The organism is Anabaena sp. CS-542/02 (genome assembly GCF_028331085.1).
Taxonomy (GTDB): domain Bacteria; phylum Cyanobacteriota; class Cyanobacteriia; order Cyanobacteriales; family Nostocaceae; genus Anabaenopsis; species Anabaenopsis arnoldii.
The window spans coordinates 1-15,470 of the sequence record NZ_JAQMTM010000177.1 but is presented as its reverse complement, the minus strand read 5'-3'; the positions used below and the strand labels follow the sequence as shown (position 1 = coordinate 15,470).

Genomic DNA, 15,470 nt, shown 5'->3' with positions numbered 1-15,470 from the left:
CTTAGTAAGAAAAATAGCCCCTTAAAAGACCATTGTCCGTATAAAATCTTCCTTGTCCACTTTCCTTCCTTGTCTTCGGTGGTCTTGCCTTCACAGATCATATTAAAAACCTACCCTTGTAAGGAAGGGGGTGGGGTCAAACAATAGTTGATGCACTAATCATGACTTGACAAACATCCTCTTAGATACCCGATTTATTGAAGAAGTCGGGTATCTGGGTTGTGATTTAATGAGTTATTTATCTGTGGAAATAATATATAAATCTATATTTCTATTTCTAGTTAAATCTATCATTTGTTGAGTAAAAGAGTTTTGAAACCATCTTTGCCAACGCGGCTGTTTAGTTTCACCAATAATAATTTGTGTAATATGATAATTTGTTGCTACTTGAGAAATTTCTTGAGCAACATTTTGGCTTTTAATATGTAAAAACTCCCCGCCCAAATCTCGGCATAAATGCTCACAGGTATCTATATGTAAAGTTTCTTCTTTAGTCAAGAATCGTTCAGGATTGGCCACAAACACAGCATACAGTCGAGCATTCATATAGTGGGCAATGCGTGCGCCTCGCCGTAATAATTGCACGGAACCAGGATAAGTAGATACACATACTAACACCCGTTCTTGAATGTTGTAATTAGGCTGTAAAAAGTTGGCAGTATTTGCTTGTTCTTCTACCGTATCTGCTACTTCTCTTAATGCTAGTTCCCTTAAAGCAATCAGATTACGACGGCGAAAAAAGTTTTTCAGAGATGGCTCAATTTGCTCAGTGGCGTAAATTTTACCTTCTTGTAAGCGCTCTTCTAAAGTTTGTGGTGTAATATCAATGACCACAATAGCATCAGCTTCATCTAATACATAATCAGGAATGCGCTCTCGCACCACAACACCTGTAATTCTGGCGACTAAATCATTCAAACTTTCCAAATGTTGAATATTAACAGTAGAATAAACATCTATTCCCGCTGCTAAAATGACTTCTACATCCTGATAGCGTTTTTTCCTTGGGGAACCAGGGGCGTTAGTATGAGCGAGTTCATCCACTAAAACGAGTTGAGGGGAACGTTGCACAATTGCATCTGTATCTATTTCCTGTAGAGTAACGTTCTGGTGGATAAAAGCTTTTTGGGGAATTACCTCTATTCCCGCGGCTTTCATGGCGGTTTCTTTGCGTCCATGAGTTTCTAAGATCCCGATCACTACATCAATACCATCTTGTTTGAGTTGATGTGCTTCCTCAAGCATTTTGTAAGTTTTGCCGACACCGGGAGCCATACCAATAAAAATTTTATGTTTCCCACGTCGGAGGGGGAGAAGATGAATATGATCAGAGGAATCAAACATAAATACAAACATAAGTAAGATATAGGACTCGTATTTGATTTGTGAACAATTTCTGTTCCCTGTTCCCTGTTCCCTTTCCTCACTGATAATTTCTCAACTCAAATAGGATAACTATAGTTAAAATTTCTCTGGTTGAAAAATGACAGCAAACAAATACATACTGACGCCAAAAGTGGCTAGTCCTAAAAGGGTAATGGCGTAGGATGCAGGGCGCGATATTGCTTCAGGGGTGGCGGCGTAAAGGATTTGTGCTAGGAATAAATTCAGAATGAGTGAGAGGAAGAGGGTAAAAGATAGTTTTTTCATAATTAAAACCCAAAGGCTGTGGGATTATGCTAGTCCTATGGTTGTGATCAAAAGGTCTATGATTTTGATGGCAATGAAGGGTGTGATAACGCCGCCCAGTCCGTAGATGAATATGTTCCGTTGTAGAAGTTGGTCGGCGGTGAGTGGTCGGAATTTAACGCCAGTTAGTGCTAGGGGAATGAGGGCGGGAATGATTAAGGCATTATAAATTAAGGCTGAGAGAATGGCAGATTGGGTACTGGTTAAAGCCATAATATTGAGAGGGCCAACACCAATACCAGCGAAGATAGCCGGGAGGATGGCGAAGTATTTGGCGATATCGTTGGCAATGGAAAAGGTGGTGAGTGCACCACGGGTAATCAGCAATTGTTTACCAATAGTGACAATATCAATTAACTTGGTGGGGTCAGAATCTAGGTCTACCATGTTAGCGGCTTCTTTGGCAGCTTGAGTACCCGTATTCATTGCTACACCTACATTGGCTTGAGCTAAGGCAGGGGCATCGTTGGTGCCATCTCCGGTCATGGCTACCAGTTTTCCTTGGGCTTGTTCACTCTGAATGACTTTAATTTTGTCTTCCGGTGTGGCTTCGGCGATGAAGTCATCAACTCCGGCTTCTTGGGCAATTACAGATGCGGTCATGTGGTTATCACCTGTGAGCATGATGGTTTTAATGCCCATGCGTCGCATCTGGTCAAATCGTTCCCGAATCCCCGGCTTAATTATATCTTTGAGATAAATTACACCATATATCTCATTGTTTTTACATAGGGCTAGGGGAGTGCCACCTAGTTGGGAGACTCTTTGAAACGCGGTGTCAAGCTCAGATGTTAAATCTCCATTGCGAGACCTGACAAATCCTTTAATGGCATTGACTGCGCCTTTGCGAATTTCTACGCCGTTAGATAAGTTAGTGCCACTCATGCGAGTTCTGGCCGAAAATTCGATACTTTCGGCTTGTTGAGGGTCAAAATCTAATTTTGCGCCTAATTTCTCTGCGAGTGTGACAATTGACTTACCTTCTGGTGTTTGATCAAAGATACTGGATGCTAGGGCAACTTGGGCTACCTCTACCATAGAATGACCGTTGACGGGAATAAATTCTTCTGCTAGGCGGTTTCCCAAAGTAATCGTACCGGTTTTGTCTAAGATCAGGGTGTTAATATCCCCGCAAGCTTCAACTGCACGCCCGGAAGTGGCAATCACATTAAATTGAGCTACTCTATCCATTCCCGCAATGCCGATCGCACTTAATAATCCGCCGATGGTAGTAGGAATTAGGGCTACTAATAAGGCTATGAGTACGGCAATACTCAGGGGTGAGTTGAGGTAAAATGACACTGTAGGTATTGTGGCAATTACCACTAAAAATACTTGGGTGAGCACTGCCAGCAAAACTGTCAAAGCAATTTCGTTAGGTGTTTTGCTGCGGGAAGCGCCTTCTACTAAACTAATCATGCGGTCAATAAAGCCTTGTCCAGGGTCGGTGGTGACTCGAATGATCAGCTCGTCGGAGACGATACGGGTTCCTCCGGTTACAGAACTGGCAATGTCTGAACCCGGTTCTTTTAATACCGGTGCTGATTCTCCTGTAATAGCTGATTCATCAACGGAGGCTACACCGCTAATTACTTCACCATCGGCGGGTATGACATCACCAGCGGTGACTTTGATTGTATCCCCTCGCCGTAAGGCTGTAGAATTCACCTCTTGAATAGAACCATCGGGGAGAATTTTTTGGGCTTTGGCTTCCGATTTTGCAGAGCGCAAAGCATCTGCTTGAGCTTTACCTCGTCCTTCGGCTATGGCTTCGGCAAAGTTAGCAAAGACAACGGTGGAGAATAAAATTAAGGTGATCAGTCCGTTGAATAGTCGGGGATTTTGTCCTGGGGTTGGGCCAAATATGTTTGGTGCAATTGTCATTGCTGCTGTGATGAGAGTACCTAACCAGACTAGGAACATGACTGGATTTTTGATCATGTTACGTGGGTGCAGTTTGACAAATGCTTGCCGAAATGCTTGGGGGTAGAGTTGAGATGGCGGGATTTGGGGTTTATGTTTGCGTTTTTTTCGCCGTCTTGTAGTTGTTGCCATTTTGAGGTGAAAGGGTGGAATTTTTGGTTAGTTTCCTGCTACTAGTTGAAATGCTTCTGCTACCGGACCTAGGACTAGGGCGGGAAGGAAGGTGAGAGCGCCCAAGATTAAAATTACCCCCGCTGTAACTGCTGTGAATAGTTTGGTGTCGGTTCTCAGGGTTCCGGTGGTGGTAGGTACTGGTTTTTTACCAGACATACTATCTGCTAAAAGTAACAGTGCCATGATAGGGATATAACGCCCGGCTAAGATACTGATACTTGTACTCAGGTTCCACCATAGGGTATGATCATTTAATCCTTCTAAACCAGAACCGTTGTTGGCTGCGGCAGAAGCATATTCGTAAATTACCTGGGAAACTCCGTGAAATCCAGGGTTACTAATACCGGAGAGGGTATTAGGAAAGGCAAAGACAATCGCCCAAGGAATGAGAATGGCGAAGGGGTGAACTAATAAGATGATGCTGGCTAAAACGATTTCTTTTTTTTCAATTTTTCTGCCTAAAAATTCTGGTGTTCTCCCTACCATTAAGCCTGTGAGAAATACTGTTAAAATTAAGTAGATGAATAGGTAAGCTGTACCGGTTCCCTGTCCTCCCCAAATTATTTGTAAGAACATATTAAAGAGGGTGACAAAACCCCCAGGAGGCATTAAGGAGTCGTGCATTCCGTTGACAGCACCGCACATTGTGGCTGTGGTCATGACCGCCCAGAGTGCGGTTTGCGCCCAACCAAATCGTACTTCTTTTCCTTCTAAGTTGGGTTGCTCTCCTCCTAAGAGGGAATTAACTAAGGGATTTCCTCCAAATTCCCCTACTGCTGTAATTCCTACTAAGAAAACGAAAATTATTAATACCATCCAAAATACTAACCATGCTTGCTTACGGTTATTCATAAATATACCGTAGGTATAAATTAGTGAGGTGGGTATGGCCATCATCGCCCACTGCTCTAATAAGTTGGAGAAGCCATTAGGATTTTCAAAGGGATGTGCTGAGTTGACACCAAAGAAGCCACCACCGTTTTCTCCGAGTTCTTTAATAATTTCGTAGTGGGCCACTGGACCACGGGCTATTACTTGGGTTACACCTTCTAAGGTGGTGACTGTTGCTGGTCCTGCTAAGGTTTCTGGTACACCAGCCAATAGCAATAATAAGCCGCCAATTATTGATATGGGCAATAATATCTGGGTAATTGACCTGATAAGGTCACTGTAAAAGTTGCCTAACTGTCTGCCAGTTAAACCACGAATAAAGGCTATACTAACTGTTATACCCGTACCGGCTGAGGTAAACATTAAAAAACCTAAAGCGAAGGTTTGACTGGCATAACTCCAGGTGGTTTCACCAGTATAATGCTGTTGGTTGGTGTTGGTAACAAAGGAAATAGTAGTATGTAATGCTAAATCCCAATTAGGCGCGCTTAATCCTGTGGTATTTAGGGGTAACCATCCTTGGAACATGAGGATTAAATAAACTAAAATCCCCATGACTAAATTGCTATAGAGCAACGCTTGGGTATATTGCCATCCTGTCATATTTTCCTGGTGGCGCACCCCACTTAAGATATAAATTATTCTTTCTAAGGGATTAATTATGGGTTTGAGTAGTGTTTGTTCTCCCATGAAAACTTGTGCTATATACTTTCCTAATAATGGAGTTGTGCCGATGACTATGACTAGGGTAAAGGCGATTTGTATCCATCCTTGTAACATGATTAAATAGGCTCCCAGTACATAATTTTCTCGGAAATATTGAAGTTTTCAGAAAAATTTACATATTCAGATACCATTGTCCTATGATGTGCTTAAATCTCAACATAACATAATATCTTCCATCCGGTGAACATAACTGATTTTCCCAAAGAAGCAGAAAAAATAATTAATAACAAACTCTAATGACCATGACCGAAATTACAGCTAACTATGATGAAACCTGGAAAGAAGTAATAGGAGATTATTTTGATTCCTTTGTCGCCTTCTTTTACCCAGAAATAAATCAAGAAATAGATTGGACTAAAACCCCCATTTCTCTTGATAAAGAATTAGAGCAGATTACCGCAACTGCGGAGAGTAAAACCCGCCATGCTGATAAATTATTTCAGGTGTGGTTGTTAGATAATCAAGAAGTTTGGGTATTAATTCATGTAGAAGTACAAAGTCAATATGAGAGGATGTTTGGAAAGTATTAAACAGGTAATTTTTATCTTAGGGAACAGGGAACAGGGAACAGGGAACAGGGAATAAAGTACCGAAGAACCAAATTAACTAATTATCAGGAGAAACTAAAAATGCCATTGTTAACGAACATTGAACAACGGACTATAGAAAAAACCAGAAAGCAAACTCTGAAACAAAATATTATCAAACTGCTACAAGTGCGGTTTTGTGACATTCCAGAGAATCTGGTTACTAGCATTAATCAAATCGATGATACATCTTTTTTAGAAGAAATATTTGTATCAGCAATTAATGTTAGTTCTTTAGAAGAATTTGCACAGTTGGTTAAGTCTCATTTACCAGGAGCAGATTAATATAGGACTTACGCAACTGGTACAGGCGATCTGCTTTTTGCAGCGCTTCGCGATCGCATCCCGTCAAGATAATTAAATACATGAGCTTCGAGTCACACAGATCCCCGACTTCTGGACAAGTTATCTGAGATTCTCCCAATTATGTAAGAAGTCGGGGATCTTAGTCGTTCCCTTCGACTTCGCTCAGGGAACTTAGGGAACACTTCAGCGATAATCTTGGCGTTGAACGTCACCCAGACGGGCCGCATCACGAATACCGTAGTCAGGACGGGTAAAGCGGTTTAACTGCGCCTCGAAAAAGTCTCGATTAGCTTGTAAATGCTCAGGTTCAGGGTCATCTAAAGGATAATGAAGGGCCGTGCGTAAGGCTTGAATCACCGCAGAGGTAACATTGTACATTGACCGTTGAAAACTAACTCCCAACTGAATTAACATATCATCCTCACCTCGAGAATGTTGTTTGTATTCTTCCATTAAATATGGTGGTAAGAAATGCAACATATCTTGCATTAACAGTGTTGGGGGAATACCTGCTGTACCAACGGGGAACACATCAGCATAAAGAATACCATAGTGAAAATCTGCTTGGTTATCTGGTATTTGGCGCGCCTGAGCATTATAAGATTTTGTCCCCCTAAAAGGTGCGGTACGATAAAAAACCGCTTCTACATAAGGTAAGGCTGCTTCATAAAGCCAGACAAAGCCCTGTGATTTGGGGATAATTTCGTAACATTCACCCCGGATATAAACATGATGGTAAATGGGACGATTGGCGACTGCAAAAATGCCATTGACCAGAAAATTCATGGCCTCCGGGACTGTGGTAATTTTGCCTTCGTCATATAAATCTGACATTTCAAAAAACACAGGGGCCATGACTTCCCAGAACAGCCCCAAATTGGCATAGTAAGACATTTGGCGACATTGTTCTATAAACATATCTGGGAAGAGTTTATAAAGCCCTAACATGAATGGGTTACCTTGAAAATAGGCTTTGATGGCTCTATCGGCGTTGGCTTTATATTCTGGTGTGTCTAAGTAAGGGTCAAATTTACCACCCATTCCTCTATGCCAAAACATAGCCCGCATACAGGCTTCGGCAAACTCCATATTAATGCGGTCATGGAATAGGTGATGTAATAATTTGGGCATTTTTATAGTTTCACCCTTCTCGATAAATGCCAAAAGTTCAGGGTGTGCGGTGGCCGGTCCGCGCCAGACTCTCAATTCTGCATCGTCGCCGGCATAATGATTATGGAGTTCTAAGTATTCTTGAGGTAAGAAGTATTTAAAAAAGGGTAGGGGATTTAAAAATACTCGTTCGGCAATATACAGCAAGTTACGCCAGTAAAAATCCATCGGTACTGCATAGGCTTTATAAATGCCGATGATTTGTTTTAAATTTTCTGGTGTATCGGGTAACATAGAACCACCAGCTTCAAGGCGATGAATCACATCAGCAAATTCATGTCGGGAAGGAGGTAGTTTATTTGTGGGTTTCTCTGGAGTTTGTACCATGATTATGGCCTCGCAATGATGATGGTCAAGGGTTGGTCAAAGATCAGAAGTGCTAATTGTGGGGAATTTGAGCAACTATGGTTTTTTCTATGGGGGTAATTGCGGCTACCATGGCTGTGGTGGTAGTTTCGCTCCAACGGACTAACCAGGTGGGTTGTACACCCAAGAAGATAATTAGAGCTGCTAATACTAAGGCGGGAACTTTTTCTGACCACAAAACTTTGGGATAGTAAGCCAAATTATTATCCAGCTTGCCAAAACAGGTACGGTTGAGGAGTATGACGAAATACACCGCTGTTAAGCCGCTAGATACTATACATAGTAGTGTGGGTATGGGAAAGACTGAGAAACTACCTTGAAATACAATAAATTCGGCTATAAATCCTGTTAAACCGGGAATACCCGCACTGGCCATACCACTGAGAACTAGTAGGGCGCTAATAAAGGGTAAACCGCGGATAGGACTCATTAAACCGTTGAGTTTTTCTAATTCCCTTGTACCAACTTTGACTTCTACTACCCCGACTAGGTGAAAAAGAATTGCCAGAATTAAACCATGGCTGAACATTTGAGCCACTGCACCCACTAGGGCTAAGGCTGTGCTAGAGGCGCTGGCTAACAAGATATAACCCATGTGACCGATGGAGCTATATGCTACCATGCGTTTGATATCTTTTTGGGCGATCGCAATTACAGCGGCATAAATTGCACTAATAGCCCCCCAAAAAGCCAAGGTTGGTGCTACCACACTCCAAGCTTGGGGAAACATTCCCATCCCAAAGCGTAACAGTCCATAGGTTCCCAACTTAGCTAAAACGCCGCCTAATAAAATAGCAATGGGTGCGGAAGCTTCTACATAAGCATCAGGTAACCAAGTATGGAAGGGAACTAGAGGAATTTTAATTCCGAAGCCTAAGATAATTCCTCCTAAGAGGAGGAGTTGCGCAGCTGGGGCGATGTTTTGAATAGATAAACTATCCCAAGCAAAGCTAGTACCTCCACTGAGGAATACCATTCCTAGGAAGCTGGCTAAAATCAAAGCACCGGAAACAGCAGTGTAAATTAAGAATTTGATACCAGCATAAGTGCGTTTTTCCCCTCCCCAAATGGAAATTAAGAGGTAAAAGGGGATTAATTCTAGTTCGTAGAATAGGAAGAATAACAGCAGGTTTTCTGCTAAGAATGCACCAGCAACACCCCCACTCACGAATAAAATCAGGGGGTAAAATAGTCGGGGGCGTTGAGTTTCTTTGTTACTGCTGTAAATGGCTATCCAGGTAAGTAAACTATTGAGTATCAACATTAAAATTGATAAGCCATCAACTCCCAGTTGATAACTCAAACCCAAGGTTTCATTCCAGGGGAGATATTCTTGAAATTGCATTCCAGAGTTGCTGGGGTCGAATTTCACTAAAATCAACAAGTTCCAGCCTAAGACTATGGCGGCTACGGTTAAAGATACTAGGCGAATGCGACTAGGGGAAACCAGTTTATGAGGTAAAAAACCAATAATTACGGCGCTGATAATTGGTATCCAAATCAGAAAACTCAACATATGATATGGTCCCGATGTTTTCCTTGGTGTTGATTTACGGTTGAGGCGTTAAAACATCAAACTTAAAAACTGTACTTTCCAGAAAGGCCAGGTTATCCATACACAGAAAATGCTGACTCCTAACAGTACAGTGAAGTTATAAAACTGGGTCTGTCCAGTGGTGCTGTATTTCAATCCTTCGCCGCCTAACAGGGAAAATAACCCGACGAAATTGACGATACCATCAACTATGAAGCGGTCAATCATATCAGCGAATTTAGAAAGTTGGTCAACGCTGAAAATGATGGTCATACGATAGATTTTGGGTGTGTAAAAGTCGTATGCTAATAAGTCTTGTAAAGGTTGCCAAGGTAGGCGAATTGGTTTGGGAATGTTGCCTAAATAAATGACGGCGCTAATGCTACAACCAAAAATACTTGACCAAATCAGTAATAGTACTAAATCTTTATTTAGGGTTGCCCAACTAGGTAATATTGATAAGCTTTGTAAAACTAAAGGCAAATGCAGGACTACGCCAAATAAGATCACCATGGGCATGATCATCGGCCAATGAACTTCGGGCGATCGCTCACTCATTGGTTTAGCTTGACCACCAAAAATTAAGCCAAATTCTCTCGTTAAACTGATGGCTGTTAAGGTGTTGACTATGAGAATAATTCCCACTAACCAGGGGTAATTTTCCCACAGTCCATCAGCTAATTTCACTAAAGCCCAAAAGCCACCTAGGGGGGGAAAAGCAATTAATCCCAAAGTACCGACGATAAAAGCTAACCCGGAAATAGGGCGACGTGTCCACAGGCCACCTAGTTGAGTAACATCTTGGGTGATACTATTCCAGACAATACCCCCGGTGCTCATGACCAATAATGCAGATGCTAAAGCATGGGCAAGTACCAGTAATAATGCTGTTTCATCTTGTTGCGTGCCTACAGCAATAAACACTAAGCCCATGTAAGCACTAACAGAATAAGATAAGCAGCGTTTAACGTCAACTTGAGCGATCGCAATTAAGGATGCACCTACAGCAGTAACTACACCGATGGCGACAATAAACCATGAAACCACAGGGGATAAACTTAATACAGGTTGGAGTTTAATTAATACCCATGCACCGCTAGCAACTACTACGGAGTTACGTAAAATTGTACTGGGAATAGGTCCTTCCATGGCTTCATCTAACCATAAATGCAGGGGAAATTGAGCGCATTTACCCATGGGTCCAGCAACTAATGCTAAACCTACTAATGTGATGACCGTGGGATTTACTTCAGCATTACTCGCCCATGCTGCTAACTCTGTATAGTCCCATGTCCCTGATAAAGTCCATAAACCCAAGACTCCCATGAGTAAGAATAAGTCTCCTATCCGCTTGGTGAGGAAAGCATCTCTAGCACCGGTGACTACCAAGGGTTGACTAAACCATAACCCTACTAAGAGATAGGTTCCTAGTGTGAGAATTTCCAAAATTACATAGCTGAAAAACAGATCATTGCACAAAGTTAGGGCAGATAATCCCGCTTCAAACAATCCCAATAAAGAATAGAAGCGCCCCCAACCCCAATCCATTTCCATGTAACCAACTGCAAAAATTTGTGCTAAGAAATTTAATCCAGTGATTACGACCATTGCACCTACACTAACTGCAGAAATTTCTAAGGAAATGGTGAGGTTTAAACCTGCAGTGGATAGCCAAGGAATAAATATTTCTTGGGGGGGTTGATTCCAGATGAATATAAAAGCAAAGACACTATGAAGTAATGACAAAAATGTCATGAATAAATTGACATAACCTGCTGGTCTTGAGCCGGTTTTCTTAATGACTCCCGGTGACCAAGGAATGGCTAAAAGTCCACCGATAAAGGCATAACAAGGGACTAGCCAAACAGTCCCTATGAGAAACTGAATCATGAAATTCACCTCTTTATTGATGGTATAAATTAGCTAGGCAACAGAGATAATTTCCTCTGGCTTCCAGTTAGCTACTTATTTGGCGAATGATAAATTTATTTTTCTTTAATTTTTCTAGCTTACCTTTTTTCTGGCCAAAAAGGAATTACATAATTAGACTAATCTATAATGTTTACTCTAATTAATTCTTATACAATCAATTGTTTATGACTAAACCATAGATTATTATCTATGATTTACGGGTTATAACTAATTCCGCCGCCAATTCTATAGCTGCTTTCATACTTGTAGCATCAGCAATTCCCCGTCCTGCAATGTCAAATGCTGTACCATGATCTGGAGAAGTGCGGACAAAAGGTAACCCAATGGAAGTGTTAACGGCGCGGTCAAAAGCCATCAACTTAACTGGAATTAAGCCCTGGTCGTGGTAAAGCGCCAAATAAGCATCGGCGGGATTATGCACCGAAGTATGACCATACCAAGCAAGACCCGGCTTAACCCACATGGTATCAGGTGGTATGGGCCCTTCTAACTGCCAATGGGGGCGATTTTGTCGTTCTTGTTCTAACCAGGGAATTAACCAGTCTTGTTCTTCAGTTCCCAGTTGTCCTTCTTCCCCACTGTGGGGGTTTAAACCGGCGATCGCTATTCTGCCAGTTTTTAAGCCAAAATCCTGTTCTAAACACTCTACCAGTAAATCTAATTTTTCTGTCAATAATTTTGGTGTGAGTGTAGGGGCTACTTGACTTAAGGGAATGTGTGTGGTAGATAGTAAAGTGCGGAGTGTCCAAGCAGTGTGAGGAGAGCGGGCGACAAATAACATCCCGAAGCGGTCAACCCCAGCTTTTGCGGCTAGAAGTTCGGTTTGTCCGGGATAATTGTAACCTGCTAACTTCCAAGCAGATTTAGCCACCGGTCCGGTGACAATAGCATCAAAATTACCCGACAATGTGCTGGCAATCGCATCTTCCATATAGGCAAAACTAGCCGCACCACTAGCAGCATTACCCTGACCAACAATAATATTGTCTGTAATTTCCCTATCTAATGGCACATCCAGCACTTGTAACTGGTCTGGATGAGCTAAATCAATTGTATTGAGTCGTTCATAGACCCCTAACAATAAATCTCTATTACCCACAACTGTCAGGTCATATTTTTGACAAATAGCTCTATCAGCCAAAGCCTTTAAAATTACCTCTGGTCCGATTCCAGCGGGGTCTCCCAGTGTTAACGCCAAACGCGGGGGATTTATATTAGATAATTTCACTGTTTTGATTTGATTCATTTAATACAGAGATATATTGAATAAAACTGCCATCTAGGAACTTGTCAAAGGGAAAATTAGGGATTGAGCATCAAACTGGTTTAGAATTATTTACACAGGTCTCATGAAAAAGAAGCCTTGATAGCGCTTCTAGTAGAGCTAGTTTAACCGAATATGCCTCATGGCTATGCCTTGGTGGTGTTAACTGGTGGACTAGCATAGTGGCGATACTTCTGAGTAAAAGCCAAAAAAATGTGAACAATTGTGAGCATTTTGTCATGGAACTGGTGAAAATTAGATTGGAGTCATGACTCAATCTAGTGAAAGTAGCCCAGTTAAGAGGAAATCTTAAGGTTTTCCTTTAGCAAAACTGAACATCAACCATTCGTAAAGGAGAATCACAATCATGAGCGGCGAACTTCTGAATGCAGCGCTGTTGTCTTTCGGTTTAATCTTCGTGGGTTGGGCCTTAGGTGCTTTATTACTGAAAATTCAGGGCGCAGAGGAATAATCCTCCCAGGATGGGGGCTGGGAACCGAGACCGAGACAGAGAATTAACTTCTCTTGTTTCCCGCTTCCCAGACCTGCCAAGATTCAAAAGATTAATGAAAATAATGTAAACTTTTGTTTACACAGCTAATTCTGTTAAGATTCATTTCATAAAAGTTAAAAATTTATTACTAACCTCATGACTTTATTAATTGTCGGTGCCACTGGCACATTAGGAAGACAAGTGGCTCGTCGTGCGATCGATGAGGGGCATAAAGTACGCTGTCTGGTGCGGAGTCCCAAAAGAGCTGCATTTCTCAAAGAATGGGGTGCTGAATTAGTCAAAGGGGATTTGTGTAAGCCCCAAAGCCTTACAGGAGCCATGGAGGGTGTAACGGCGGTCATTGATGCTGCAACATCCCGTGCTACAGATTCACTGACTATTAAACAAGTGGATTGGGATGGTAAGGTCGCATTAATTCAAGCCGCAAAAACTGCGGGTGTAGAACGTTTTATATTCTTTTCTATTCTTGATGCAGACCAGTATCCAGAAGTACCACTGATGGAAATTAAGCGGTGTACAGAACTATTTTTAGCTGAGTCTGGTATAAACTACACAATTTTGCGGCTAGCTGGCTTTATGCAAGGCCTAATCGGTCAATATGGTATCCCCATTTTGGAAAATCAACCAGTTTGGGTAACTGGTAATTCTTCCCCAGTGGCTTATATGGATACTCAAGACATCGCTAAATTTGCTATTCGCAGTTTGAATGTGCCAGAAACGCACAAACAAGCTTTCCCTGTGGTGGGTACTCGCCCTTGGAGTGCTGAGGAAATTATTAACCTGTGTGAGCGTTTATCTGGGAAAGAAGCCAGAATCACCAAAATGCCAATTAACCTGCTGCGTACAGTGCGCCGAGTTATCCGCTTCTTTCAGTGGGGGTGGAACGTTGCAGACAGGCTGGAATTTACAGAAGTCTTAGCCAGTGGTAAACCGTTAAATGCTCCCATGGATGATGTTTACCAACTCTTGGGATTGGACAAAGAACAAACCACAACTCTGGAAAGCTACCTGCAAGATTATTTCGGTCGCATTATGAAGAAGCTCAAAGAGCTAGACTACGAGAAAAATAAATCGAAACAGAAAAAAGAGAAATCTAAAAAAACTCCGTTTAAGCAGTCTTCCAAAGTTAATAGTCAATAAAATGATTAGTTCCTGGTCATTGGTGATTCATGGGGATATTTTGAGAGACTAATGACTACACTGTCCAAAATATGTCAGGATGACAGAAGTAAAAAGCATCGCCAAAACTTGGATATTTGAGTGTGCCGAAAGCAGGCATTATTTACAATAACGTTAAACCGATAGCGAGTCGCATCGCTATGGAACTGCAAGACAAACTTACCACCGCTGGTTGGGATGTAATTAGCACCACAAGTATGGGTGGTATATTGGGCTACTCTAGTCCAGAGAGTCCTGTGTGCCACACCCCCATTGACGGACTAACTCCCCCCGGTTTCGACTCGGAAATGAGGTTCGCTGTGGTACTAGGGGGAGATGGCACTGTTTTAGCAGCTTCCCGTCAGGTTGCCCCTACTGGTATTCCCCTGTTAACGGTGAATACTGGTCATATGGGATTTTTGACGGAAACTTATGTTAATCAACTCCCTCAAGCTATAGAGCAAGCGATGGCGGGTGATTTTGACATCGAAGAACAAGCCATGCTCACTGTGAGGGTGTTTCGCGGTGAGTCCGTGCTGTGGGAAGCCCTCTGCTTAAATGAAATGGTTTTGCATCGAGAACCCTTAACCTCTATGTGCCATTTTGAAATTGCTGTGGGGCGACACGCACCAGTGGATATTGCGGCGGATGGTATCATAGTTTCTACCCCCACGGGTTCCACTGCTTATTCATTAAGCGCCGGGGGTCCAGTCATCACTCCTGGTGTACCTGTCTTGCAGTTAGTACCCATTTGCCCTCACTCCCTGGCTTCTAGGGCATTGGTATTTCCAGATACGGAAACAGTCAATATTTATCCCGTGAATATTCCCCGGCTGGTGATGGTAGTTGATGGTAATGGGGGATGTTATATCTTCCCAGAAGATCGGGTATGTTTAGAGCGATCGCGCTATAGTGTCCGATTCATTCGTCTCCAACCGCCGGAATTTTTCCGCATCTTGCGAGAAAAGCTCGGTTGGGGTCTACCACATATCGCCAAACCGACATCGGTAGAGCTCCCTTAGTAACCATGAATTACTAGGAATCATCTGCCACGAGTAATCAGGGATAAAAATTGCATCTATCTTAATTACCCGCTCATAGTTACTAAAAATATAGTCAAATATTTTTAGCTTGGTAAGGTCTAAACCTTACTGGGCTAACTACAAGCCTCTCTACTGAGTTTCCATCAAAGATAGAGTCCCCAGCTACCTTTCTTAATATATTTAGGGAACCATT

Annotated in this window: 13 protein-coding genes; 5 read left to right on the top strand and 8 right to left on the bottom strand. The window is 42.2% G+C overall.

Features of this window, described 5'->3' with window-relative positions; translation table 11 throughout:
* Nucleotides 1-234 precede the first annotated feature (234 nt).
* From PN447_RS18520 to kdpA, 4 genes are all read right to left on the bottom strand, one after another.
* On the bottom strand, nt 235-1,344 hold the full coding sequence (locus PN447_RS18520; RefSeq protein ID WP_271764480.1) for a sensor protein KdpD: 1,110 nt from the start codon (nt 1,342-1,344) through the stop codon (nt 235-237).
* Between the two features lie 117 nt (nt 1,345-1,461).
* Complete coding sequence (locus tag PN447_RS18515) at nt 1,462-1,650, bottom strand: potassium-transporting ATPase subunit F (protein ID WP_271764479.1); 189 nt, start codon at nt 1,648-1,650, stop codon at nt 1,462-1,464.
* 24 nt (nt 1,651-1,674) lie between these two features.
* Nucleotides 1,675-3,744 carry a potassium-transporting ATPase subunit KdpB gene (kdpB, locus tag PN447_RS18510; RefSeq protein WP_271764478.1) on the bottom strand — a complete coding sequence of 690 codons (2,070 nt, stop codon included), beginning with the start codon at nt 3,742-3,744 and terminating at the stop codon, nt 1,675-1,677.
* A gap of 27 nt (nt 3,745-3,771) precedes the next feature.
* The gene (gene kdpA, locus PN447_RS18505) at nt 3,772-5,457 is read right to left on the bottom strand and encodes a potassium-transporting ATPase subunit KdpA (protein WP_271764477.1); all 1,686 of its coding nucleotides are present in this window, start codon (nt 5,455-5,457) and stop codon (nt 3,772-3,774) included.
* 188 nt (nt 5,458-5,645) lie between these two features.
* On the opposite strand from kdpA, the gene PN447_RS18500 reads away from it, so the two are divergent.
* Together PN447_RS18500 and PN447_RS18495 are read left to right on the top strand one after the other, a co-directional pair.
* A complete protein-coding gene (locus PN447_RS18500; RefSeq protein ID WP_271764476.1) occupies nt 5,646-5,933 on the top strand; it encodes a hypothetical protein in 288 nt (95 codons plus the stop codon).
* 99 nt (nt 5,934-6,032) lie between these two features.
* Nucleotides 6,033-6,275: a hypothetical protein gene (locus PN447_RS18495; RefSeq protein WP_271764475.1), complete on the top strand. Its 243-nt coding sequence runs from the start codon at nt 6,033-6,035 to the stop codon at nt 6,273-6,275.
* A 204-nt stretch (nt 6,276-6,479) separates the two neighbouring features.
* Here PN447_RS18495 and PN447_RS18490 read toward each other — a convergent pair whose 3' ends face one another.
* From PN447_RS18490 to pdxA, 4 genes are all read right to left on the bottom strand, one after another.
* On the bottom strand, nt 6,480-7,793 hold the full coding sequence (locus PN447_RS18490; protein ID WP_271764474.1) for a CO2 hydration protein: 1,314 nt from the start codon (nt 7,791-7,793) through the stop codon (nt 6,480-6,482).
* A gap of 52 nt (nt 7,794-7,845) precedes the next feature.
* Nucleotides 7,846-9,348, bottom strand: coding sequence for an NADH-quinone oxidoreductase subunit M (locus tag PN447_RS18485; protein ID WP_271764473.1), 1,503 nt, complete (start codon nt 9,346-9,348; stop codon nt 7,846-7,848).
* Nucleotides 9,349-9,396: 48 nt separating this feature from the next.
* A complete protein-coding gene (locus tag PN447_RS18480; protein ID WP_271764472.1) occupies nt 9,397-11,256 on the bottom strand; it encodes an NAD(P)H-quinone oxidoreductase subunit F in 1,860 nt (619 codons plus the stop codon).
* Between the two features lie 229 nt (nt 11,257-11,485).
* Complete coding sequence (gene pdxA, locus PN447_RS18475; protein ID WP_271764471.1) at nt 11,486-12,544, bottom strand: 4-hydroxythreonine-4-phosphate dehydrogenase PdxA; 1,059 nt, start codon at nt 12,542-12,544, stop codon at nt 11,486-11,488.
* Between the two features lie 385 nt (nt 12,545-12,929).
* Between pdxA and petM the strand changes: the two genes are divergently transcribed.
* The 3 genes from petM (at nt 12,930) to PN447_RS18460 (ending at nt 15,256) form a co-directional block, all read left to right on the top strand.
* On the top strand, nt 12,930-13,034 hold the full coding sequence (gene petM, locus PN447_RS18470; protein WP_010998885.1) for a cytochrome b6-f complex subunit PetM: 105 nt from the start codon (nt 12,930-12,932) through the stop codon (nt 13,032-13,034).
* Nucleotides 13,035-13,211: 177 nt separating this feature from the next.
* Nucleotides 13,212-14,216 (top strand): SDR family oxidoreductase, encoded by a 1,005-nt coding sequence (locus PN447_RS18465; protein WP_271764470.1) that lies wholly within the window; start codon nt 13,212-13,214, stop codon nt 14,214-14,216.
* A gap of 122 nt (nt 14,217-14,338) precedes the next feature.
* Nucleotides 14,339-15,256, top strand: a complete 918-nt coding sequence (locus PN447_RS18460; protein WP_271764469.1) for an NAD(+) kinase — start codon at nt 14,339-14,341, stop codon at nt 15,254-15,256.
* Nucleotides 15,257-15,470 lie beyond the last annotated feature (214 nt).